18 protein-coding genes are annotated in these 22,991 nt (G+C 64.5%); 7 read left to right on the forward strand and 11 right to left on the reverse strand.

From position 1 onward, the window contains the following. Positions 1–1,557: a cellulose biosynthesis protein BcsG gene (gene bcsG, locus NCS02_RS33705; RefSeq protein WP_250520509.1), complete on the forward strand. Its 1,557-nt coding sequence runs from the start codon at positions 1–3 to the stop codon at positions 1,555–1,557. Further along, entirely contained in the window at positions 1,554–1,784 is a 231-nt protein-coding gene (locus tag NCS02_RS33710) for a hypothetical protein (RefSeq protein WP_008345789.1), read from the forward strand. Before bcsG ends, NCS02_RS33710 begins: the two co-directional genes overlap by 4 nt. On the opposite strand, the gene NCS02_RS33715 is transcribed toward NCS02_RS33710, so the two are convergent. From NCS02_RS33715 to NCS02_RS33750, 8 genes are all read right to left on the reverse strand, one after another. Next, positions 1,773–1,955, reverse strand: a complete 183-nt coding sequence (locus NCS02_RS33715) for a hypothetical protein (protein ID WP_250437835.1) — start codon at positions 1,953–1,955, stop codon at positions 1,773–1,775. The genes NCS02_RS33710 and NCS02_RS33715 overlap by 12 nt on opposite strands. 18 nt (positions 1,956–1,973) lie before the next feature. Next, complete coding sequence (locus NCS02_RS33720; RefSeq protein WP_250520510.1) at positions 1,974–3,404, reverse strand: efflux transporter outer membrane subunit; 1,431 nt, start codon at positions 3,402–3,404, stop codon at positions 1,974–1,976. After that, a complete protein-coding gene (locus tag NCS02_RS33725) occupies positions 3,397–6,534 on the reverse strand; it encodes an efflux RND transporter permease subunit (RefSeq protein ID WP_250520511.1) in 3,138 nt (1,045 codons plus the stop codon). The genes NCS02_RS33720 and NCS02_RS33725 overlap by 8 nt, the downstream gene beginning before the upstream one ends. A gap of 6 nt (positions 6,535–6,540) precedes the next feature. Beyond that, positions 6,541–7,734: an efflux RND transporter periplasmic adaptor subunit gene (locus tag NCS02_RS33730; protein ID WP_250520512.1), complete on the reverse strand. Its 1,194-nt coding sequence runs from the start codon at positions 7,732–7,734 to the stop codon at positions 6,541–6,543. A gap of 326 nt (positions 7,735–8,060) precedes the next feature. Beyond that, positions 8,061–10,802 (reverse strand): EAL domain-containing protein, encoded by a 2,742-nt coding sequence (locus NCS02_RS33735; RefSeq protein ID WP_250523631.1) that lies wholly within the window; start codon positions 10,800–10,802, stop codon positions 8,061–8,063. A 135-nt stretch (positions 10,803–10,937) separates the two neighbouring features. After that, positions 10,938–11,402 (reverse strand): hypothetical protein, encoded by a 465-nt coding sequence (locus tag NCS02_RS33740; protein WP_250520514.1) that lies wholly within the window; start codon positions 11,400–11,402, stop codon positions 10,938–10,940. Further along, a complete protein-coding gene (locus NCS02_RS33745; RefSeq protein WP_033535643.1) occupies positions 11,403–13,367 on the reverse strand; it encodes an RICIN domain-containing protein in 1,965 nt (654 codons plus the stop codon). A 25-nt stretch (positions 13,368–13,392) separates the two neighbouring features. After that, the gene (locus tag NCS02_RS33750; protein WP_250523632.1) at positions 13,393–14,052 is read right to left on the reverse strand and encodes an SCO family protein; all 660 of its coding nucleotides are present in this window, start codon (positions 14,050–14,052) and stop codon (positions 13,393–13,395) included. Between the two features lie 605 nt (positions 14,053–14,657). Between NCS02_RS33750 and NCS02_RS33755 the strand changes: the two genes are divergently transcribed. The 3 genes from NCS02_RS33755 to NCS02_RS33765 all read left to right on the forward strand — a co-directional run bounded on the left by NCS02_RS33755 (position 14,658) and on the right by NCS02_RS33765 (position 18,481). Then, entirely contained in the window at positions 14,658–16,322 is a 1,665-nt protein-coding gene (locus NCS02_RS33755) for an outer membrane protein assembly factor BamB family protein (protein ID WP_250520516.1), read from the forward strand. A gap of 12 nt (positions 16,323–16,334) precedes the next feature. Continuing rightward, a complete protein-coding gene (locus NCS02_RS33760; RefSeq protein WP_250520517.1) occupies positions 16,335–18,008 on the forward strand; it encodes a hypothetical protein in 1,674 nt (557 codons plus the stop codon). A 101-nt stretch (positions 18,009–18,109) separates the two neighbouring features. Further along, positions 18,110–18,481, forward strand: coding sequence for an RcnB family protein (locus tag NCS02_RS33765; protein WP_008345771.1), 372 nt, complete (start codon positions 18,110–18,112; stop codon positions 18,479–18,481). 18 nt (positions 18,482–18,499) lie between these two features. Here NCS02_RS33765 and NCS02_RS33770 read toward each other — a convergent pair whose 3' ends face one another. Together NCS02_RS33770 and NCS02_RS33775 are read right to left on the reverse strand one after the other, a co-directional pair. Continuing rightward, positions 18,500–18,907 (reverse strand): DUF2000 domain-containing protein, encoded by a 408-nt coding sequence (locus NCS02_RS33770; RefSeq protein ID WP_008345769.1) that lies wholly within the window; start codon positions 18,905–18,907, stop codon positions 18,500–18,502. Between the two features lie 44 nt (positions 18,908–18,951). After that, complete coding sequence (locus NCS02_RS33775) at positions 18,952–19,809, reverse strand: AraC family transcriptional regulator (RefSeq protein ID WP_008345768.1); 858 nt, start codon at positions 19,807–19,809, stop codon at positions 18,952–18,954. A gap of 98 nt (positions 19,810–19,907) precedes the next feature. Between NCS02_RS33775 and NCS02_RS33780 the strand changes: the two genes are divergently transcribed. Continuing rightward, on the forward strand, positions 19,908–21,416 hold the full coding sequence (locus NCS02_RS33780) for an MDR family MFS transporter (protein WP_033535645.1): 1,509 nt from the start codon (positions 19,908–19,910) through the stop codon (positions 21,414–21,416). A gap of 9 nt (positions 21,417–21,425) precedes the next feature. Here the strand turns inward: NCS02_RS33780 and NCS02_RS33785 are convergent, their stop codons facing one another. Further along, positions 21,426–22,553 (reverse strand): aminotransferase class V-fold PLP-dependent enzyme, encoded by a 1,128-nt coding sequence (locus NCS02_RS33785; RefSeq protein ID WP_250520518.1) that lies wholly within the window; start codon positions 22,551–22,553, stop codon positions 21,426–21,428. 198 nt (positions 22,554–22,751) lie between these two features. Here NCS02_RS33785 and NCS02_RS33790 point away from each other — a divergent pair. Further along, on the forward strand, positions 22,752–22,991 hold a 240-nt coding region (locus tag NCS02_RS33790; protein WP_502800920.1), incomplete at its 3' end, for a YMGG-like glycine zipper-containing protein.

Here is a 22,991-nt window from a genome sequence, read left to right on the forward strand (position 1 = left end):
ATGACCTTCTGGAACCTGTATTTCATCATCAAGATCGCGCTCTTTTCGACGGGGCATCTGAAGCCGATATGGCTCGCGAACATCGCGTTCGCGGTGGCGCTCGCCGCGAGCTCGCCGCTGCGCTCGCGCATCTGGCGGGCGGTGCGGTTCGTCGCCGGGCTCGGCATCGGTTTGCCGCTGATGTATCGCGAGGCGAACGTGCCGCCGTTCGGCCGCATCGTCGAGGAATTCGGCAATCTCGCGACCTTCAGCTTCGGCTACTGGCTCGAGTTGCTGCCGCGCTTTCTTCCGCCGATGCTGCTCGCCGTCGCGCTCGGTCTGCTCGTCGCGTATCTCGTCGTCAATCGCTGGCTGCGCGTCGCGACCTTCGTGATGATCGCGCTCGTCGCGCTGCCGGTGTGGCAGGGCGCGAATGCGGTGCTCGCGCGCATCGAGGCGAAGCCGCAGGGCAATGCCGTTGCCGCAACTAACCGTCAATCCGCGGACCCCCTGGATTACAACGCGACGCTCGCGGCATTCAGAGCGAAGGAGTCGCAGCGACAGGTGAGCTTCGGTCATCTGTCGAGCGATCCGAAAGAGCAGTTCGACGTGATCGTGCTGCACATCTGCTCGCTGTCGTGGGACGACCTCGATGTATCGAAGCAGCGCAATCATCCGTTCCTGTCGCACTTCGACTATCTGTTCACGAACTTCAGCACGGCGGCGAGCTACAGCGGCCCGGCGGCGATTCGCGTGCTGCGCGCGTCGTGCGGACAGGAAGCGCACGCCGATCTGTACAAGGACGCGCCCGCGCAGTGTCATCTGATGGCCGATCTTGCGCAGGCCGGCTACACGCCGCAGGTCACGTTCAATCACGACGGCCACTTCGACAACTTCACGCAGCTCGTGAAGGAGAACATCGGCGTGCCGAACGTGCCTTTCGTGCCGAACACGGCCGCGCCCGTCGCGATGCACGCGTTCGACGGCTCGCCGATCATGGACGATTACGGCACGCTCGCGAACTGGTACGCAGAGCGCGCGCGGGAGCCGGGACCGGTCGCGCTGTACTACAACACGATCAGCCTGCACGACGGCAACCGCCTGCCGAACAACAAGATGACGAGCCTCGAGTCGTATCCGCTGCGCGTGGCGAAGCTGATGAGCGATTTCGACAAGTTCGCCGATCTGATCCAGCAATCGGGGCGGCGCGCGGTGATCGTGTTCGTGCCCGAGCACGGCGCGGCGCTGCGCGGCGACGCCAATCAGGTCGCGGGCCTGCGCGAGATTCCGACGCCGAGCGTGATCCACGGGCCGGTGGGCGTGCGGCTCGTCGGCTTCACGGGCAATCACGGCGCGACGACCGTCATCGATCAGCCGACCGGGCATCTCGCCATCGCGCAATTGCTGTCGAACCTCGTGTCGAACAGTCCGTTCAAGGCGGGCGTCACGCTGTCGCAATACGCGGCCAATCTGCCGCAGACGCCGATGATCGGCGAGAACGAAGGCACCGTCACGATGAAGACCGCGACGGGCTATGTCGTGAAGACGCCGGACGGCGTATGGGTGGATCAGAAATGAACACGCTGAACAAGGAAGCGCGCGACCGGCATGATGTCGTCGCGCTTGCGGAGCGCGTCGCCGGTCTCGACGCCGCGCGCTATTTCGATGCCGAAGCCGACGAGGAATTGCGCGCGGCGGTGACGCGCTGGCCGGTGCTCGCGCGGCTGATGGCGCTCGCGCCCGTCAGCGCCGACGACGATCAGCGCGCGATGAGCGGTTGCGCGACGGCGCCGTCATCGGCGTGATCGCGCGGGCGTCGATGGGCCGGAATCGCTCGTGTCGTACAGACGTTCCGGAATGAACAACGTGCCGATGCCGCTCGGAATGAACACCGCGCCGACGAGCAGAAAGCTCACGCCGAACGAGAACTGCGTCGCGATATGGCCGAGCGCGACAGGCGACGGCCCTCGCAGCACGAATGAAGCGCGTTCGGACTATTTCGCCGCCGTCTCCTGCACTTGCGCATCCTTGCGCCAGCCGCCGCCCAGCGCCGTGTAGAGCGTCACCATGTTGGTCTGTTGCGCGGCGCGGTCGGTCACGAGCTGGGTTTGCGCGCTGAACAGCGTGCGCTGCGCCGTGAGCAAAGTGAGGAAGCTGTCCAGGCCGCCGCGATAGCGCGCATTGGCGATGTCGTAGTACTGCTGCGCGGCATCGACATACTGAAGGTCCGCGGCGGTCTGATCGACATACGTGGCGCGCGCCGCGAGCGCGTTCGACACCTCCTTGAAGGCGGTCTGGATCGTGCCTTCGTACGCCGCGACGTAGATGTTCTTCGAGATCGTCGCGGAGTCGAGCGAGGCGCGCAGACTGCCGAACTGGAAGATCGGCACGCTGATCGACGGCTCGAACGCCCACGCGCCCGAACCCGCCTTGAAGAGCGACGACAGCCCGTTGCTCGCGACGCCGCCCGTCGCGGTCAGCGAGACGGTCGGGAAGAACGCCGCGCGCGCCGCACCGATATACGCGTTCGCCGACTTCAACGCATGTTCCGCCTCGATGATGTCGGGCCGCTCCGTCAAGAGCGTCGAAGGCAGGCCCTCGGGCACGGCGGCGAAGAGCGGTTCGTCGGGCAAGGCGCGATCGTCGGGGAAGCCGTCGGGCAACGGGCAGCCGATCACCGCGATCAGGTTGTTGCGATCCTGCTCCACCGCGCGCCGATACGCGGCGAGATTCGCCATTGCGCTCGTCAGCGATGTGCGCGCGGACTGCACGTCTTCCATCGAGCCGCTGCCGAGATTGGCCGCGCGCAGCGTCGTCTCGTAGGTGTCGCGATACGAAGCCACCGTGCGTTCCGTCACGTCGAGCAGGGCGCGATCCGCGAGCCATGTCAGATAGTCGGCCGCCGTGGTCGAGATGAGGCTGATCTGCGTGCTGCGGCGCGCCGCGTCCGTCGACAGATACTGCTCCAGCGCCTGATCCTTCAGGCTGCGGATGCGGCCGAAGAAGTCGATTTCCCACGCGCTCGTGCCGAGTTCGAGGCTGGTGGATTTCGTCGTCACGCCCGACTGGTGCGACGCGCTATGCGTGCCCGTCGCCGTGATCGACGGCCCCAGTTCGGCGCGCACGATCCGATACTCCGCCTCGTATTGCGCGACCTTCAGCGCGGCTTGCCGCAAGTCGCGGTTGTTCGTCAGCGCAAGCTCGATCAACTGACGCAGATACGGATCCCGCACGAACGAGCGCCAGTCGGACAGCAGGTCGGCAGCCGATGCCTGTTGTTGCGCGCTCGTCGATTCGTACTGCGGATAGGACGCGGGCATCGGTGCGGCGGGCCGCTCGTAGTGAGGCTCGAGCGTGCACGCGCCGAGCGCGAAAACCGTCAGCGTCGCCGCGACGATGCGGCAGACAGCGAAGCGCTTATTCATGAGCGGCTCCTTCCTTCTTCCTGTTTCCGAAGCCCCGAATCAGCACGAAAAATACTGGCACGAAGACGATGGCGAGCAGCGTCGCGGCAATCACGCCGCCAAGCACGCCGTTGCCGAGACTCTCGCGGCTCGATGCGCCCGCGCCGCTCGCGAACGCCATCGGCAGCACGCCGAAGCCGAAGGCGAGCGAGGTCATCACGATGGGCCGCAAGCGCAGATGCGCCGCTTCGATCGCCGCCTGACGCACGCTGTGACCGCGCTCGTGCAGGGACTTCGCGTACTCGACGATCAGGATCGCGTTCTTGGTCGCGAGTCCGATGGTCGTCAGCAAGCCGACCTTGAAATAGATGTCGTCGGTGAAGCCGCGCAGATGCGCCGCGACCAGTGCCCCGACGATGCCGAGCGGCACGACGAGGATCACCGAGAACGGCACGGACCAGCTTTCGTACAGACCCGCGAGACAGAGGAACACGACGATCAGCGAAAGCGCATAGAGATACGTCGCCTGCGAGCCCGCGAGCTTCTCCTGATACGACTGGCCGGTCCACTCCATCGCAATGCCTTGCGGCAACTGCGCGACGAGCGCTTCGATCGCGTTCATCGTGTCGCCGCTGCTGACGCCTTGCGGGCTTTGCGCGGTCATCTCCATCGAAAGGCTGCGGTTGTAGCGTTCGACTTGCGGAGAACCGGTCGTCCAGTGGCCCGAGGCGAACGACGAGAACGGCACCATCTTGCCGTCGTAGCTGGTCGTGCTCGTCGTCGTATTGCTCGATGTCACGAACCATTTGCCGATATCGGCGGGCATCATGCGATATTGCGGCAGCGCCTGAACATAGACTTTCTGGATGCGCCCCGTGTCCACGTAATTGTTCACGTAGGTCGAGCCAAACGCGGTCTGCAGCGTGTCGTTGATATTGGATGCGCTGACGCCGAGCGCCGACGCCTTCAGGTAATCGATATCCACGGCGTACTGCGGCACGTCGGCCATGCCGGCGGGACGCATACCGGTGATCTTCGGATCCTTCGCGGCAAGAGCCAAGAGCTTGTTTCTCGCGGCGACAAGCTGATCGTGACCCAGACCGGCCATGTCCTTCAGTTCGAAATCGACACCGCTGTAACTGCCGAGACCTTGCACGGCGGGCGGATTCATCACGAAGACCTGTCCGGCGCGCAAGCTGCGAAAGTGCGCGTTCGCGGCGCCGACGATCTCCGCCGCGGACTGGCCTTTGCCCTTGCGATCCTTCCAGTCCTTGAGCTTGACCATCGCCATCGCCATGTTCTGTCCGCTGCCCGACACGCTGAAGCCATCGAGCATGACGACGTTCTCCACTTCGGGAAGCGCCGTGAAATACGACTCGACCTGCTTCTCCACGACGTTCGCCTGCACGCTCGAGCTGCCCGCGGGCAGATTGACGATGGTCATCAGCGTGCCCTGATCCTCATCCGGCAGGAACGACGATGGAAGCTGCCAGTACAGCAGCGCGGCCACGCCGCAGATCGCGGCATACGCGGCCATCCAGCGCAGCGGGCGCGCAACGAGGCGCGTCACTACACGCTCGTAACGGCGCGTGCCGCCTTCGAATGTGCGCTCGAACCACGCGAAGAAGCCGCGCCGCTGATGTTGCGGATCGACCGGGCGCAGCAGCGTCGCGCACAGCGCGGGCGTGAGCGTCAGCGCGAGCAGCACGGAGAGCACCATCGCCGATGTGATCGTGAGCGAGAACTGACGATAGATCTCGCCCGTCGAGCCCGACATGAACGCCATCGGAATGAACACGGCCGTCAGCACGGCGGTGACGCCGATCAATGCGCCGCCGATCTCGCCCATCGCCTTGATGGTCGCATCGAGCGGCGACAGGCCTTCGTTCAGCAACCGCTCGACGTTCTCGACCACGACGATCGCGTCATCGACCAGAAGACCGATGGCCAGCACCAGCGCGAACAGCGACAGCACGTTGATGGTGAAGCCGACCGCGGCGATCAGCGCGAACGTGCCGAGCAGCGCGACCGGCACGACGATGGTCGGAATGAGCGTCGCGCGCAGGTTGCCGAGGAACAGGTACATCACGAGGAACACGAGCACGACGGCTTCGAAGAGTGTCGTGATGACCTCGGAGATGGACGCGGATACGAAAGGCGTCGTGTCGTGCGGAACGCTCAGTTGCACGCCGCCCGGCATCTGCTTCTGCAACACCGCGAGTTGCGCGCGCACGGCCTTCGCGACCGACAGCGCGTTCGCGCCGCTTGCGAGCATGATGCCCATCGCGGCGGCGGGCTTGCCGTTCAGACGCGACGTCATGTCGTAGGAGTCGCCGCCGACTTCGACCGTGCCGACATCCTTCAGATACACGCGCGAGCCGTCCTGATTGACGCGCAGGAGAATGTTGGCGAACTCGTCCGAAGTCTTGAGAAAGCCGCGCGTCACGATGGTCGCGTTGATGGCTTGCGTCTTCGTCTGCGGTGCGCCGCCGATCTGCCCGACGGAAAGCTGCGCGTTCTGACTGTCGATGGCGGTCGTGACATCGCTCGGCATCAGGCCGACGCTGCGCAGCTTGACGGGATCGAGCCACACGCGCATCGAGTGCTGCGCGCTGAAGAGCGTCACTTGCCCGACGCCGCTGATTTGCGTGAGCGGATCCTGCACCCGCGTCGCGAGCAGATTGCCGAGATCGACGGTGTTCATGCGGCCGTCCGTGGACGTGACCGATACGACCATCAGGATGTTGCCCGCGGTCTTGCTGACCTGAATGCCCTGTTGCTGAACGGCGCTCGGCAGCGATGCGTTCGCTTCCTGCACCTTGTTCTGCACCTGCATCGCGGCGACGTCCGCGTTGGTGCCCGACTTGAACGTCAGCGTGATGGTCGCCGTGCCCGCCGAACTGCTCGTCGACGACATGTACATCAGATTGTCGATGCCCGTCATGTCCTGCTCGATCACCTGCGTGACCGTGGTGGCGAGCGTATCGGCGGATGCGCCCGGATAGGTCGCGGTGATGCGGATCGACGGCGGCGCGACGTTCGGATATTGCTCGACGGACAGCGTGCGGAGCGAGAGCGCGCCGATCAGCATCACGACGATGGCGATGACCCATGCGAGCACGGGCCGGTGAATGAAGAAACGGGAGAGCATCGTGCGTCAGTCTCCCTTGGCGAGCTGCGCTTGCGCATCGCGTTCGACGGGCGAGACCTTCATGCCCGCGCTCACCACCTGCAGATTGTCGGTGGCGATGCGCTCGCCCGCGCGCAGGCCGCGCGTCACGATCCAGTCGTTGCCGTGCGCCGTATCGGCGGTGACGGTGCGGCTTTCGACGACGTTCTGCGCGTTCACGACGAGCACGGTCGAGGTGCCGCCCGCGCCGCGATTCACGAGCGTTTGCGGCACGAGAATCGCGTCCTGCTCGCCTTCGTCGAGTTGCGCCTGCACGAACATGCCCGGCAGAAGCTGATGCTCCGGGTTCGGAATCGATGCCCGCAGCGTGATCGAGCCGGTGGTCTGATCGACGGTGACATCGGAGAAGAGCAGCGTGCCGGTATGCGCGTAGGTCGCGCCGTCTTCGGTCTGCACCGTGACCTTGCTCGTGCCGGGCTTCAGCGCGCCGGACGCGATGGCCTTCGAGAGCCGCAGCGCTTCGGTGCTGGAACGCGTGACGTCGAGGTAGAGCGTGTCCATCGACTGGATGGTCGTGAGCGCCGTCGATTGTCCCGACGTGACGAGCGCGCCGACCGTCACCGCCGACTTGCCGATCTTGCCGCTGATCGGCGCGACGATGCGCGTGCGCGCCAGATTCACGCGCGCGGTTTCGAGCGAGCCGCGATCCGTGACGATATCGGCGCGTGCCTCGTCGGCGGCGGCGGCGTAGTTCTCCACGTCCTGCGCGCTCACGCTCTTGATCTTGAAGAGTTCCTGATAGCGCTTCGCCGTGACGTCGGCGGCCTTCGACGTGGCAATCGCCTTTTGCAGCGTGCCGAGCGCGGTGTCGTACGCGGCCTGGTAGCTCGCGGCATCGAGTTGATAAAGCGGCTGGCCGGCCCTGACCGTCGAGCCTTCGACGAAAAGCCGCTTGGTCACGATGCCATCGACTTGCGGGCGCACGTCGGCGACTTCGACCGACGAGAGGCGTCCGGACAGATCGTCCACGATGTCGATGCGCTGCGCCTTCAGCGTCATCACGCTGACTTCGGGCGCATTCGCCGCGGGTGGCGCGCCGGCGGCGGCGGATTTCTCGCCGCACGCGGACAGCGCGAAGGCGGCGGCCGCGACGAGCGCGAGCATTCGCGCGAGCGGGGCATGGGCAAACGGCGGGGCAAAAGCGTATTCGTTGTCTGGCATGTCGGAAGTGGAAGGGCTGGCGTCGCGCGGGAGTTCATCGCTTGATCGGGGAATGCGATTCCCGCCGCCGTGCATCGGACGAGCCGAAGGGCGGTTCACAACGTGACGAGAGGATGTCGCGACGCGGATTGCAGGCGTCGATCAGGAGAGACAGCGCGAAGTATTGCCGAGGGCCCAACGATAATCGCAGCGCGCGCCGAAATCAACTAAGTCTTTGATTTATATCGACATTCACATAATGTGTCTGAATTGACACGATTCGGCGAAGCGCTCGCGACGGAGAATCTAGCGCATTCGCGTGACATTGGGAATCGGCGCAAACGCCGTCAGGCGATGCTCGGCGCGAGCGCCGATTGCATCAGCGATATTTCGGCCAGTTCCGGTCGCATCGGGCATCCCAGCCAGAAGCCCTGTACTTCGTCGCAGCCGTTGTCGATCAGATAATCGAGCTGATCCGCCGTTTCCACGCCTTCCGCGACGACGCGTATGTCCAGCGCCTGACCCATGGCGATGACCGCCTTCACGATGACTTCGTCGGCGCGCGAGCAACCGATGCCGCGCACGAACGACATATCGAGCTTGACCCGATCGACCATGAAACTGCGCACGTAGCCCAGGCTCGAAAAGCCCGTGCCGAAATCGTCGATGGCGATCGACACGTCGAGCCTGCGCAGCGCTTGCAGCGAAGGCAGCGCGCCGGGCGCCATGAGCGTGCTTTCGGTGATCTCCAGTTCGATATTGCGCGGATCGACACGCGAGCGTTCGAGCACGCGCGCGACCATCGCCGGGACGTCGCTGCGTTCGAACTGCACGGGCGAGACATTCACCGCCACCACGACGAACGGCGACAGCCTCGCCCATTCGCCGGCCTGCCGGCACGCCTGCTCCAGCACCCATTCGCCGATCTGCACGATGAGCCCCGTGCTCTCCGCGAGCGGGATGAACTGCGCGGGATTCACGAGGCCGAACTCCTTGCTCTGCCATCGGAGCAGCGCTTCGAAGCCTTCGACCCGCCGCGTGCGCAGGCAGATCTTCGGCTGATACAGCACGAACAGTTCGTTCTTCGCGATGGCGAGTCCCAGCGCCTTGACCATGGCGCTGCGCGCCGTCTCCGCCGCCGCGATCTCCGGATCGAAAACCTGTATCGAACTGGCGTGAAGCGACTTCGAGCGATACATCGCCGCATCGGCGGCGCGCAGCAGCGTCTCGGCGTCGCTGCCGTGATCGGGAAAGAACGCGACGCCCATGCTCGCGACGGAGACGACGGTGGCATCGGCGGCTTTCATCGGCTGCGCGAGAAGCGTCGCGATCTGCCGGGCATGGGCGAGGCATTCGTCCTGGCTCCGGCCCGGCAGCAGCACGACGAACTCGTCGCCTGCGTAACGCGCGACGAAACCGGGCGGCGTGACGCTCGATTCGAGCCGTCGCGAGACTTCGCGAAGCACATCGTCGCCGGCCGCATGACCGAGGCTGTCGTTGACGTCCTTGAAGTTGTCCAGATCGAGGAAGATGAATCCGAGCCGGTCGCCGTTGCGCCGCGCGATCCGCACGGCGTGGTCGAACAGTTCGCCGAGCGCGAGCCGGTTCGGCAGACCGGTCAGCGGATCTTCGAGCGCCTGGCGCTTCAACTGCTCCTGATGGCGCACGCGCTCCGTCACGTCGCTCAACACCGTGATGCTGTGCGTGACGCGTCCGTGGTCGTCGAGAATCGGACCGACGTAGGTATCGCTCCAGAACGTCGAGCCGTTGCTGCGCGACATCTTCAGCAGTCGCGATGCTTCGACATTGCCGCGCATCGCGTGCGTCAGCGATCCGGTCTCGGGCATCGCGCGATCCCAGCCGAGCGCCGCCTGCGTTTGTGCGCCGAGCACATCCGCCACGCGGCGGCCCGTCAGGCGCTCGAACGCGGTGTTCGCATACGTGATGCGGTGCGAGCCGCAAGAGAGATGCGAAATGACGATGGCGTCGCGCGTCGCTTCGAGCGCGCGGCTGCGAAGGTGCAGTTGTTCCTTCGCGTTCTCGTGCGCGGTGACGTCGTGAGCGGTGATGAAACACGCCTCGTGACCGCCGAACGAAAGCAGATGAAACGACACGTCCACGAAGATGACATCGCCATCGAGCCTGCGATGACGCCGGATGCCGCCCGCGCCCGAACCGGCTCCCGACTGCACGTAGTCCGCGAGATCGAGCCGGAAGCTCGCGACTTCTTCGGCGGGGCGCAGATCGAAGATCGTCAGCGCGTTGAGGTGTTCCAGCGTCGCCCGATATTGACGTTGCGCCGCCGCGTTCGCGGTGAGAATCGCGCCGTTCCCGACATCGAAGATCAGCATCGCGACCGGATGCTGGTCGAAGTACTGGCTGAAGCGTTTCTGTGCTTCATCGGCGACGATGCGCGCCGCGTTCTTCGCGAGCGCCGAGCGATGCCGGCTCGACGCCGCGAACGCGAGCAGCAGCATGCCGGCGGCGAGACCCACGATGAGCGCGATGCGCTGCTTCAGAATCTGCGATTGCGCTTTCTCCTGCATGCTGGCGATCAGCTCCCGCTCGTCGCTGCGCAGCAGGGCGAGAATGTCCATGATCGATTTCAGCGACGCGTTGGCGAGCAGCAACCGTCCGGAGTCGACTGCGGTGCCATGCGACGCAAGCGCGACGTTCGCCGCGGCATCCTGCAGCGCTTTGGGCCATTCGCCGCTCAGGCGTCTGAGTTCCGCGAGCTTTTCGGCGGCTGCGGGCGAATCGGCGAGCAGCGCATCGAGATGGTTATAGGCGCGCGCCACCATCACCGCGCGGGCGATGGGCCACGCGCGCGATTCGAACGTGGCCGAGCCGACGCCCTTGAGGAAGTCGGTGTTGGCGGCGAGATGCAGATCGACGAGCAGTTCGAGCTCCGAGCCGACGTCGAGCGCCCGGCGCAATTCCCGCTCGCCGATGTCGCGATCGACGGTGATGGAAACGGCGGCGAGCGCGGCGAGGCACAGCCCGGACGCCGACAGCGTCGCCAGAACCAGCGTGGTCGCGAAACGCCGGCGAGACCACGAGATCAAGGTTCTGAGGCGAAGGTGAAACATGATCAATCCTGTACACGGTTTGCATGTTTTACGACCTTCGTCGAAAGCTCTTTAGCGGGTTAAGCCCTTATTGGAATGATTCTTCTGACGGTTGAGGCAATAAATACCTCTCGCCGGAACGCGTAGCGCCCGCGCTCATCGATGCATGACGTATTGCCAAAGCGCCTGGCATTCGGTATCGGCGATGCGGTAGTGGGGCATCGACTTGCGCAGCAGCACGCCCGCCGGATCGATGCCGTCCTTCACGGCGCGGCAGAAGGACGTCGCGTCATAGTGACTGAGCGGCCCGCCACGGCGGCTTGCGACGCCGAGCAGGGCGTCGTGCGTCAGCGGCGGCGCGAACGCGGGCTTCGTCGATGTGCCGACGTGGCAATTGACGCATCGCGTCGCAAAGGAAGGCAACGGGCGCTCGTCGTCGCGCAGATGCGCGGTCATCGGATGTTGTCCGTTGAAGATCGCGCAGCCCATGTCGGCGGGGTCGCATGCGGTCTGCGCGCGCGCAAGCGGCGCAATTGCCACGACCGCAACGAATGCGACGACCGCGACGAATGCGACGCGCATCGCCGCGGCCCGCGCCTCGAGGAAGCGGCGTCGGGGCATTCAACGCACGCGCAGCACGCGCGAAACGCTCGGCACGCCGTTGGCGTTCAGCGCGAACAGCATGTAATAGCCGGGGACGACGACGCCCGGATCGGACGGAATGTTCAACTGGAATTCGCCCGCCGTACCGACGCTGAACGTGAGCGGCACACGTCGTTGCTCGTTGTTCAGCGAATGCGTAACCGATGACGAGCGCATCAGCACGAATGCGCGCGTGCTCCGGCTGGCCGTCACCACGATCGTCGTGCCGAGCTGCGCATCGCTCGGAACGGAGCTGAGAGTCGGACGCGACGCGGCGGAACCGTCCGAGTTGAGCAGGTACGGCGGCGTCAGGATCTCGATGTCGGTGTGATTGGTCGAGCATGATCCGCACAGACCCCCGCCGCCGCTCAGCACGCGTCCGTCGTTCAGCAGCAGCGCGACGCTGTGATAGGTGCGCGGCACGGCCTGCTGCGCGAGCGGGGAAAACGTGTTGGTCGCGGGGTCCCAGAGTTCCGGGGTGAGGACCGCGTTGTTGTCCGAGAAAGGCTCGGCGAAGGTCTGTCCGCCGATCACGACGACCTGTCCGTTCGGCAGCACGACGCTGTTGTTGAACGCGCGCCGGTAGCTCATCGGCGGGATGGTCCGCGTCGTCGCGTTGCCGCTGCTGATGTCGATGAGCGTCGCGTTGGCCGTGGCCGGCGACTGATCGTAGCTCGGCGCGCCACCGACCGCGAGAATCTTGCCGACGTCGTACATGACCGCGTTGCCGTTCATCGCGTCGCCGTCGCTGCCACGGTTGCCGGCCGGGCTCACGTTGCCGTTGCCCGCCGTATCGAACCAGTGCATCGCCTTGCTCGGTCCCGCATGGAACACGCGTCCGTTGCCGACCGCGAACATCCACGCGTGATTGTCGGAGCGGAACACGCCTCTCGCGTCGTTCGTGACGATGTAATCGTCGAGAATCGCGCTATTGATCCGCCAGCCCGAACCCGAGGTCCACGTTTCGCCGGACTTTCCTCCGAGCCCTCCGCTCCACGAGCCGCCCATGACGAACACGTTGCCGTTGCTCAGCGTCACGCTGCCCTGATAGCCGCGCGGGATGTTCATCTGATTGCCCGCGGTCCATGTGTTGGTCGTCGGCGAATAGATGCTGGTCTGCCGCACGCTCAATCCGCCGGTCACGAAGATGCGGCCATCGGGGAGATTGGAAATGCCGGGGCAGAACATGTCGTGCGCGGTATTGGTCACGATCACTTGCGAACTCGTGCCGTTCGATGGATTGAAGATCGCCGTGTAGGTTCTCGCCGGCGGATTCGCGCTGTCGGTGAAGTCGAGCGGCGCGTCGGCCGACCAGACGAGCACGTTTCCATTGGGCAGATTGGCGGCTTGCAGCGGGACGAGCGGCAACTGATACGGCGTCGTCCACTTCGACGGCAATGCGGCTTGCTGTACCGGCAGGCCGGCCACTTGCCACGTTTGCGTCGCGCTTCCGTTGCACACTTGCTGCGATAGTTGATTGCCTTGCGACGTCGTGCTCGATGCGGTCACGCACAAGCCGCTATGTCCCGCGACGATCGCGTAGCCCGCGCCTTGCGGCGTCAACGAGAACGCCTGATTCGCGCCGCCATTGCAGGTCCACTGGATGACGGGGCCGCCCGGACTCTGGCTTTGGCCCGAGACGTCCATGCACAGGCCGCTGTTCTGATTGATGAGGTTGTAGCGCGTGCCGGTCGCTGACGGAAACCACTGCTGATTCGCGCCGCCCCAGCAGGACCACGTAATCACGGGCGCGCCCGGCGCCCTCGATTCGCCGCTCACGTCGGCGCACAGGCTGGTGCCGCTCAGCGTGATGGGCGCCGAGCTTTGCGCGCGCGCGGCGTGCGGCATGCCCGCCAATGCCAGCGGCAACGCGACGAGCAGCAAGAAGCGCATGCATCGGACGAACAGGCTTGACGCGTGGCTCGTCGAACGGATTCCAGGCATGGTTGCACCCCGTACATGAAGCGGGTTACGTACGTGCGAGCGCGCCGAGCACATCGCAGATGTCTTCGACGCGAGGAAGATCGGCGCTTCGCCAGCGCAACATCGCGTTGGCATCGAAGCAATAGACCTGGGTGGAATGGTCAGCGATGTCGCCGAGAGGCGCGTTGCTGCCCGAGAGCGCCACGCGCATCCGGTCGACATCGGCGAGTGCCGGCGTCGCTGCATTCCAGGCGGAACCCGCCTGAAAGCGCGCGAGCCACGCGCGCAATGCCGACGGCGAATCCGAAAGCGGATCGATCCCGACCGACAGCAATTGCACCGGACGACGCGCGCGGATTTGCGGTATCCGTTCCTGAACCGCGTTGAACAACGCGCCTTGCAAGGGACATATCGTGCCGCAGCCGGTATAGACGGTTTGCACTGCAGTCACGCGCTGATGCAGCAAGTCGCTGAGCAGACGCTTCTTGCCGGTCTGATCGACGAGCCATGCATCGTCGAGACGGACTGGCGGCGTGACGAGTCCGAGATCGCCATGCTGCGCGAAGGAGGGCGACGACACTGCACCCAGAGCGAGCGCGGCCATGTGGCGAAGCAGCGAGCGGCGAGCCGATGAGCGCGCGGGCGCCTGCATGCCGGATGTCATTCGGTCGGGCATCGTTTGGCGGATTTCCGAAATCGTCGTCATCGGCACGTTCCTGGTCCCGGCGAGGGCTCTCAAGGTGAGACTTGCATGTCGGACATCCGGACAGACGGCCTTGCGATTTGCATGACCATTGGCCCAAAGATTAGCAGCCCAAATCGGCAAAAAAAGTTCGAGACGCGAAATAAGTAGGTAGATATGTGCACTCCCCCACATTCGTTTTTACAGCCCCGGCAACATGTCATCAACGACGCGCACGATTTCGAAAAGTGCAATGTAAAACCTGCGCGATTGATTCACTCCGCGATTTGCGATAGCTTTCAGTCGGTAAAGAGCCTTCCCCGTTACGCCCGAACGTTCGGTGACAAGACTGCTCTGGTTCTCCGTCACCATTCCGCGAAGGCGCGCGAGTCGCGAGCAAAGCTGACGTGCTCTTTTGTAAGCCAGGTTCGTCGCTCGCCCTCCGTTTCCCGATGTTCAATAGCGGCCGGATTGCGTCCCTCGGGGCGCTCGACGGCTTCCTCGCTTCGCTGATGCGCTGGTTTGCGGGTACACGCTGCTATGGGGCATCACGATTGCTCTGTTGCAGCACCGATGTCGCCCGACACCGCGTTGTCCGTTCCGGCCCCTTCCGGAGAAGGAGAATGCAAATGAATGCGCGTTTTTCCGCTTATGCCGCCGCACTCGGCGCCGTGCTGATCGCGGCAATCATCGCCGCGTGCAGTGGCGGCGACTCCGGCGGCGATGCGACATCGGCCGCGGCGAGCCGGGCCGCGTCGAGCGTGGCGAAGGCAACGTCGCCCAGCAACGCGATGGACGTCGTCACCTGGCACAACGACATCGCCCGCACCGGACAGCAACTCGCCGAAACGACCCTCACGCTCGCGAACGTCAACCAGAACACGTTCGGCAAGGTGGCTTTCTATTCCGTCGATGGCGCCGTCGACGCGCAGCCGCTCTTTCTCGCGAACGTTCCGATCGGGGGCGCCACGCACAACGTCGTGTACGTCGCGACCGAGAACGGAAGCGTCTACGCGTTCGATGCCGACAGCGGCGCGACGCTTTGGAGAGTCTCCACGCTCGGCAGCGGCGAGAATCCGAGCGACGATCACAAGTGCCATCAGATCACGCCGACGATCGGTGTGACGGCGACGCCCGTCATCGATCGCGGGCGCGGACCGAACGGCGCGATGTATGTCGTCGGCATGTCGAAGGACGCGTCGGGCGGCTATCACCAGCGCATCCACGCGCTCGATATCACGACGGGCGCCGAGCTCTTCAACGGTCCGACCGAAATCCGCGCGACCTATCCGGGCAACGGCGCGGGCAGCCAGAACGGCACGCTGACGTTCGATCCGGGTCAGTACGCCGAGCGCGCGGCGTTGCTGCAGTTGAACGGCGTCATCTATACCGCGTGGACATCGCATTGCGATTTCATGCCGTACACCGGCTGGGTGATCGGCTACGACGCCAACACGCTGCAGCAGGCGAGCGTGCTGAACGTCACGCCGAACGGCCAGATGGGCTCGATCTGGATGAGCGGCGCGGGCCCTGCGTCGGACGGCGAATCGATCTATTTCCTCGATGCCAACGGCACCTTCGATCCGACGCAGAACGAGCACGAGATGCCGATCAACGGCAACTTCGGCAACGGCTTCCTGCGGCTGAACCTCGGGCCGTTGAGAGTGCAGGACTACTTCCAGCCGTCGAACACGGTGCAGCAATCGAACGAGGACGAAGACCTCGGTTCCGGCGGCGCGATGGTCTTGCCCGATTTCACCGATGCGAACGGCAAGGTCTGGCGTCTCGCGGTCGGCGGGGGCAAGAACTCGACGATCTATGTCGTCAACCGCTGGTCGATGGGCAAGTTCGATTCGAACGCGGATCACATCTATCAGGAGCTCGTCGGCCAGATACGCGGACCGATGTTCGGCGCGCCCGCGTACTTCAACGGCAGGGTCTATTTCGGCTCGGTCGGCGACAACATCAAGGCGTTCACGGTAACGAACGCCGCGCTGTCGCGCACGCCGTCGAGTCAGACGCTGAACTCGTTCGGCTTCCCGGGCGCGACGCCGAGCATTTCGGCGAACGGCACGTCGAACGCGATTCTGTGGGCGGCGGAGAACGGGTCGATCGGCGTGCTGCGCGCCTACGACGCGACCAATCTCAATCATCAGCTCTACAGCAGCGTCGATGCGGGCGCGCGCGACCAGTTCGGTGCGGGCAACAAGTTCATCACGCCGATGATCGCGAACGGCAAGGTGTATGTGGGCGCGAAGAATGGCGTCGCCGTGTTCGGATTGCGGTCGCAATAGCGCTGTCTGCCTATGACCGAACACGTCACGCACAGGATCGAGGCGAAGGAGAAAGCCACCGGGTTGCTCTTCGCAGTTGCGTACGCAGTACTTTCGTTGACGGCGATCGCGCTGGCCGGCCCATACGGATGGGACGACGGCGCCATCACCGTCGCGTATGCACAGACGCTCGGGCGGCACGGATTGTTTGCGTTGACCCCGGTGTCGCCGTTGGGCGAAGGTACGTCGACGCTGCTCATGACGGCGATGCTCGCGATCGGGCATTGGCTGTTCCATCCGGGCTTTCTCGAAGCGATCAGGGCGGCGCAACTGCTTTCGTTCATCGCGCTCAGCGCTACGCTGGTGCTGATGTGGCGCGCGCTTCAACCGTCATTGCCGAGCCCGACGCATCGGCTCATCGTCGTGTCCTTGCTCGGGCTGCTTCCGATGTGTCAGGCCGAGATCGTCAACGGCATGGAGATGACGGTCTTCGCGTTGCTGCTGCTCGCGTTCGTGCTCTACTGGCGCGCGCAATCGACGCTCGCGTATGCACTCGTGCCGCTTCTGATGCTGACTCGCTTCGAAGCGGTGTTCTATCTGGGTTTCGCGCTGGGCTGGATGGTCGTGTTTTGCCCGCAGGAACGCTCGCGCGCGTTTCGAATGTGCGTGTGCCTGATGCTTTGTTTTCTGCTGATGACGCTCTGGCGATATTGGGTCTTCGGCGTATTGTTGCCGAACACCATTCTGGCCAAGCTTCACGCGCCATACAGCAAGAAGGGCTGGGACGGCTTACTGGAGAAGCTGCGCGGCCTCAAGGATTTTCTCTTCGTGAACGCCGCGCTGCTGGCTGGCATCGTCCTGAGCTGGAAGGGCGGTCAGGCGCGCCGTCTCGATCCGATGCCGCTGCTTCTGATAGCGGCCTTTGGCGTGTTCGCACTAATATCGGGAAGAAACTGGGGCTATACCGGCCGGATGTTCGTGGCGGTGCTGCCGATCCTCGTGCTATCGCTCGCGGAACGTTTCGCGAACATGCGTCGGCCGCGCGTCTTGCGCTGGCTCTTGCTGTGCCTTGCCGGGACCTTCGTGTTCAACGCCAAGGTGCTGCGCGAAAACGTCGACACGATGATCGTCGGCGCGGCGATGCGCGGCGCGCTGCCGACTTCGATGGATGCAATGGGAAGCGCGGTTCGCAAGAGGGTGTGGAATCAATCGCCCGGCGACTGGCGAGGCGTAACGCCACAGAACTTCGCGATGACCGGCGCGTCGGTCGATCGCTTGCGCGAGCATCTCGGGCAGCCGACGCTCAAGTTCCTGACGCCGGACGTCGGCGGCACGGCATTGTGCTGCGAACGCCTGAACATCCTGGATCTGGGGCTGCTGACGAATCCATCGCTGACGCGTCAGGGGTATGCGAAGCTGGGCGACTACATAAGCACGGAACGTCCCGAAGTCATCGAAACGCATGGCGTATGGAGCAGGGACAGCGACATCTACTCGCTTGCCGCGTTCAAGGCGGATTACAGGCCCGCCATATACGACGGGTCGCTGTTCTGGCTGCGTGACGACGTTCTTCAACGTCTGATCGCGCGCGGCATGTCCGCCGATCTCGTCTCGCCTCGCGCGCTGCCGGATACGCGCTATCTGGGCGACGAGTGGGACGTTGAAAATCTGATGCGCTTTCCCGCCGTGACGGTGCTCGGTCGATGAACGATTCACACGCGCCGAGGCGACCTGCGGTAAGGAAACGAAAGGCATCGCATTGAATCAATGAGCGCGCCATCGCTCTCATTGGTTTTATGGAGATGCCTATGAACAGACTTGCGATTGCTTCCCTTCTTTGTGTCATCACCTTTGGACAGACGGCCGCGTTCGCTCAACCGGCCGGACCGGATGCAGGCCCGGATCATCGACAACAGGAAGGGCCCGGCAAGCCGCGAAACGCCGGACCCGAGGCACGCGGACACGACGATGCGCGCCGTCCGGTGCCGCATCAGGACTGGCATTCGGGCGACCGTCTGCCGGATTCGTATCGTGGATCGCGTTACGTCGTGAAAGACTGGCGCGCGCATGACCTGCACGCTCCGCCCTCGGGTTATCAGTGGGTGCAGGTGAACGGCGACTTCGTGTTGGCGGCGATCGCCACGGGCGTCATTTCGAGCATCATCGTGTCGTCGCATTGACCGACAAGGCGGCTCGAATCAGCCGTGCAAGGCCAGTCCCTTTACCGCCTTGTCGACGGCCTTTTTGGCGCCGTGCAGCGCGAGGCCGACGAGATCGAGATTCGCCGCGTCCTCGGCACGAAATGCCTCGCGATTCGCGGCATCGTGCCCGGTGGAAAACATCGCGTGAACATACGGCACGATTCTGAGTTCGCGCGTGATCGCCTGTCGATGCGCGGCTTGCAGGCCGGACAGATCGGCGGCGAACACGAGCATCGGCTGGCCCAGCATGCGGCCGTAGCGATGTCCGGCGGCGTCCTCGTAAGGCTCGCCGAGCGCTTCGGGCACCGCGGCCGCGACGCCGGTCGCGAGAAAGGCGACGACATTGAGCTTTTGCCAGACGGGCAGATCATCGCGCACGATGAGCGCCACTTTGGTGTCGAACATGAAGGTTCCTCCTTGGAACATTCATGTTGCGCGATTCGCGGCGTTCAGTCTGGAACGTTTGTGCACATCCGCCGATACGCGGCCGGTGTCATCCGGTACGCGCGATGAAACCAGCGGCCGAGGTGGCTCTGATCCGAGAATCCGACGATCGCGGCAACCTGCGCGGGCCGATGACCGGCCGCCAGCAAGCGACGCGCGGCGCGCAGGCGCAAGCGCACCAGATACGCGTGCGGCGACGTGCCGAACGCGCGCTTGAAGAGGCGCGTCAGGCGGAACCGGTCGATGCCCGCAACGGTCGCGAGCTCATCGAGTCCGATGTTGCCGTCCATCTGTTCATGCAGGAGATCGCGCGCGCGAAGGGCGGCGAGCGGCGCGGTGACGCCGCCGATCGACGGCGCGTCGCGCAACTGGCCGCTGAGTTGCGTCAGCAGGCGATCGAACGCCTGATCGCGCGCGAGCCTGCCTTCGTCGTGATAGATGGCGTGGAACGCCGTGCGGATGACGTCGACGAGCCGGCGATCGTCGACGAGCGTTCGACTGAAAGCCGCCTCGACGCTGCGCAGGCCCGGAAGATTCAGTTCGTGCGCCGCGCGTTCGACCCATGCTTGCGGCAGGTACAGCATCGCGTAGGTGAAGCCGCCGGCTTCCGGCGCATGACCGTCGTGCAGCGCGCCGGGTTCGATCAATATCGCGCGGCCCGGCACGCTCGTATGCAAAGACCGATGACACTGAAAGCGCTGCACGCCTTGTTCCGTGTAGCCGATCAGCATGTCGTCGTGATCGTGCGGATCGTAGGCGTGACCGCTGAAATGCGCGCGCAGCCCTTCGATACCCGTCTCCGGATCGCGCCGCGCGGCGAGCCAGTGATCGGCGTGCTCGTTGAATACGGTTGCGGTTGTCATCGCTCGCTCCGGCGCTGCTTAACCAAGGAATGTTATACGAAAGGGCACGCATCCTGCTGCGCGCGTAGTGCGTTCTTCCATCCAATTTTCGCTACACGATGTCCACAGAAACAATCGACGTTGCCGTTTCACCGATCCCGTTAAACCAGCGCCGGCGCGTGTTCGCGGGCCTCATTCTCGCGATGATCCTCGCGGCGCTCGACCAGAGCATCGTGGCGACCGCGCTGCCGGTCATCGCGGGCGAACTCGGCGGCCTGAACCATCTTACGTGGGTCGTCACCGCGTTCATGCTGACGTCGACGGTCAGCGCGCCGCTCTACGGCAAGCTCTCCGACATGTACGGACGCAAGCCGTTCTTCGCGCTCAGCATCGGCATTTTTCTCGTGGCTTCGGCGCTGTGCGGCGCGGCGCGATCGATGAACGCGCTCATTCTGTTCCGCGCGCTGCAAGGATTCGGCGCCGGCGGGCTGATGACGATGTCGCAGACGCTCGTCGGCAGCATCGTGCCGATGCGCGAGCGCGGGCGCTATCAGGGCCTCTTCACCGGCGCGTTCGCGGTGAGCAGCGTCGCGGGGCCGTTGCTGGGCGGCTTCATCACGAGTCACGCGTCATGGCGATGGGTGTTCTACATCAATCCGCCGATCGGCGCGCTGTCGCTCGCGCTCGTGATGATGTCGCTGCCGAAGGTCGAGCGCGGCGGCGAGCACGCCGTCGATTACGCGGGCGCGGTGCTGGTCTGCATCGGGACATCGGCGCTGTTGTTGGTGTTCAATTCGGCGTCCGCGTCGTTCATGTCGGGCATGCGCTTGCCGTTGTCGTGCGTGCTTGCGCTCGCGTGCTTCGTCGCCCTGTTCTTCGTCGAGCGGCGCGCGCGGGAACCGATCATCGATCTGAAGCTCTTCGGCAACGTGCCTTACGCGACCTGCGTGGCGGCTTCCGGCATCATGGCCTTCGCGATGATGGGCTCGCTCGTCTTCATGCCGCTCTATTTCCAGCTCGTATTGGGCGAGACGCCCGAGCAGTCCGGCGCGATGATGCTGCCGCAAGTCGCGATGATGCTCGTCACGTCCGTGACCGGCGGACGTTTTTCCGTCGGCAGCATGCGGCGTATCGCGACGCTCCTGTCGATCGGCGTCTTTCTCGAATGTCTCGGTCTCGCCTCGCTCGCCTTGCTTGCGCACATCGGCGCGAGCGTGCCGCTCTTTCTCTGCGCGATGGCGGTGCTCGGCGCGGGCATGGGCATCGGCATGCCGAACGCGACGGTCATCGTGCAGAACTCGGTGCCCGAGCGCGTGCTCGGCGCCGCCACCGCGACGATGGGATTCGTGCGCTCGCTGGGAGCGTCGCTGGGCGTGGCGTTGTCCGGCGGCATCATGACCTTCGTGCTCAAGCGCGAGATGAGCGGGCTGCCTGCGTCCCTCGATACGCAGGCGCTGCTGGATCACGGTATCGCCGCGATCGCGCAGATGAGCGCGGCGCAGCAGGCGCAGATCGTCGCGGTCTATCGCGGGGCGATCGGCGCGAGCCTGATCGCGGGCGGCATCGTCATGTTCATCGGCTTCCTGCTGGTGCTGAATCTCACGCGGCGCGCGCTGCCGCAACGCTAGCCGCGCGCGTTACAGAATGCTCTTCAGCGCCTTCGCGAATCGGGCCTCCGTGCCTTCGATGTCGTGAAGCTTGTCCAGCCCGAACAAGCCGATGCGGAAGGTCTTGAAATCTGCCGGCTCGTCGCATTGAAGCGGAACGCCCGCCGCGATCTGCACGCCGGCATCGGCGAATTTCTTGCCGGTGCGGATGCCGTCATCGTCCGTGTAGCAGACCACGACGCCCGGCGCTTCGAAACCTTCGGCCGCCACGCTCTTGAAGCCCTTGTCGGCCAAGAGCGAGCGGATGCGCTTGCCCAGCTCGAATTGCTCCGCTTGCACTTTGTCGAAGCCGTACGCCTCGGTTTCCTTCATGACATCGCGCAGTGTCGTGAGACTGTCCGTGGGCATCGTGGCGTGATACGCGAAGCCGTTGTTCTCGTAGGCTTCCATGATTTGCAGCCATTTGCGAAGGTCGCAGGCGAAGCTCGTGCTCGTCGTCGCGTCGATTCTTTCGCGGGCGAGCGGGCTCAACATGACGAGTCCACAACACGGCGACGCGCTCCATCCCTTTTGCGGCGCGCTGATGAGCACATCGACGCCGCTCGCTTCCATGTCGACCCAGACGGTGCCCGAGGCGATGCAGTCCAGCACGAACATGCCGCCCACGGCGTGAGCCGCATCGGCCACGGCGCGCAGATACGAATCGGGCAGGATGATTCCGGCTGCGGTTTCGACGTGCGGCGCGAAGACGAGATCGGGCTTGTTCTGCTTGATCGCGGCGACGACTTCTTCGATCGGCGGCGGCGCAAATGCGGCCTGCCTGCCTTCCGCGACCGGGCGCGCCTTCAGCACGGTCGATTCGGACGGAATGCCGCCCATGTCGAAAATCTGCGACCAGCGGTAGCTGAACCAGCCATTGCGGATGACGAGGCACTTCTTGTTCGTCGCGAACTGCCGGGCGACCGCTTCCATGCCGAACGTCCCGCTGCCGGGAACGACCGCGACGGCCTTGGCGTTGTAGACCTTCTTCAGGGTGTTGGAGATGTCGCGCATGACGCCCTGAAAGCGCTGCGACATATGGTTGATCGATCGGTCGGTGAAGACGACCGAGTATTCGAGAAGTCCATCTCGATCGACGTCAGGGAGTAACGCGGGCACGCTGGCCTCCTGTAGCGGACGATTCGACGAATCGGAATTAGATTCTAACGTCGCCATCGGCGAGGTGTCGGCTGCGGCCGCGCGACGTCGGCAATCGGACTTTGTTACAAGTCTTACCGCCGACGTGCGGCAGTTTTACCGAAGGTTTTCGTAAGCCGCGGTTATACTCGGCTCGTCTCAAAAACAATCATCCGAACTATGTCAAAGCGAATCATTCGACTCGTTGCAGTCGCAGCGCTCACGGCTGCTGCGTCGGTTTCGGCGATGGCCGGCGACATGAACAATGCGCTCGGCGGCGCGCTCGGCGGCGTAGCCGGCGCGGCGCTGGGCGGCGCGGTGGGCGGCAGCACGGGCGCGGTGCTCGGCGGGGCGGTGGGTGGCGGCGCCGGCGGCGCGGTCACGTCGAACCGTCGCGAGCGCACGGGCGCGATCATCGGC

It is taken from the genome of Caballeronia sp. NCF2 (assembly GCF_023631205.1).
Lineage (GTDB): Bacteria > Pseudomonadota > Gammaproteobacteria > Burkholderiales > Burkholderiaceae > Caballeronia > Caballeronia zhejiangensis.

Coding starts and splice junctions, on each gene's coding strand:
- bcsG (WP_250520509.1), top strand. CDS start 1: ATGACCTTCTGGAACCTGTATTTCATCATCAAGATCGCGCTCTTTTCG.
- NCS02_RS33710 (WP_008345789.1), top strand. CDS start 1,554: ATGAACACGCTGAACAAGGAAGCGCGCGACCGGCATGATGTCGTCGCG.
- NCS02_RS33720 (WP_250520510.1), bottom strand. CDS start 3,404: ATGAATAAGCGCTTCGCTGTCTGCCGCATCGTCGCGGCGACGCTGACG.
- NCS02_RS33725 (WP_250520511.1), bottom strand. CDS start 6,534: ATGCTCTCCCGTTTCTTCATTCACCGGCCCGTGCTCGCATGGGTCATC.
- NCS02_RS33730 (WP_250520512.1), bottom strand. CDS start 7,734: ATGCCAGACAACGAATACGCTTTTGCCCCGCCGTTTGCCCATGCCCCG.
- NCS02_RS33735 (WP_250523631.1), bottom strand. CDS start 10,802: ATGTTTCACCTTCGCCTCAGAACCTTGATCTCGTGGTCTCGCCGGCGT.
- NCS02_RS33740 (WP_250520514.1), bottom strand. CDS start 11,402: ATGCCCCGACGCCGCTTCCTCGAGGCGCGGGCCGCGGCGATGCGCGTC.
- NCS02_RS33745 (WP_033535643.1), bottom strand. CDS start 13,367: ATGCCTGGAATCCGTTCGACGAGCCACGCGTCAAGCCTGTTCGTCCGA.
- NCS02_RS33750 (WP_250523632.1), bottom strand. CDS start 14,052: ATGACGACGATTTCGGAAATCCGCCAAACGATGCCCGACCGAATGACA.
- NCS02_RS33755 (WP_250520516.1), top strand. CDS start 14,658: ATGAATGCGCGTTTTTCCGCTTATGCCGCCGCACTCGGCGCCGTGCTG.
- NCS02_RS33760 (WP_250520517.1), top strand. CDS start 16,335: ATGACCGAACACGTCACGCACAGGATCGAGGCGAAGGAGAAAGCCACC.
- NCS02_RS33765 (WP_008345771.1), top strand. CDS start 18,110: ATGAACAGACTTGCGATTGCTTCCCTTCTTTGTGTCATCACCTTTGGA.
- NCS02_RS33770 (WP_008345769.1), bottom strand. CDS start 18,907: ATGTTCGACACCAAAGTGGCGCTCATCGTGCGCGATGATCTGCCCGTC.
- NCS02_RS33775 (WP_008345768.1), bottom strand. CDS start 19,809: ATGACAACCGCAACCGTATTCAACGAGCACGCCGATCACTGGCTCGCC.
- NCS02_RS33780 (WP_033535645.1), top strand. CDS start 19,908: ATGTCCACAGAAACAATCGACGTTGCCGTTTCACCGATCCCGTTAAAC.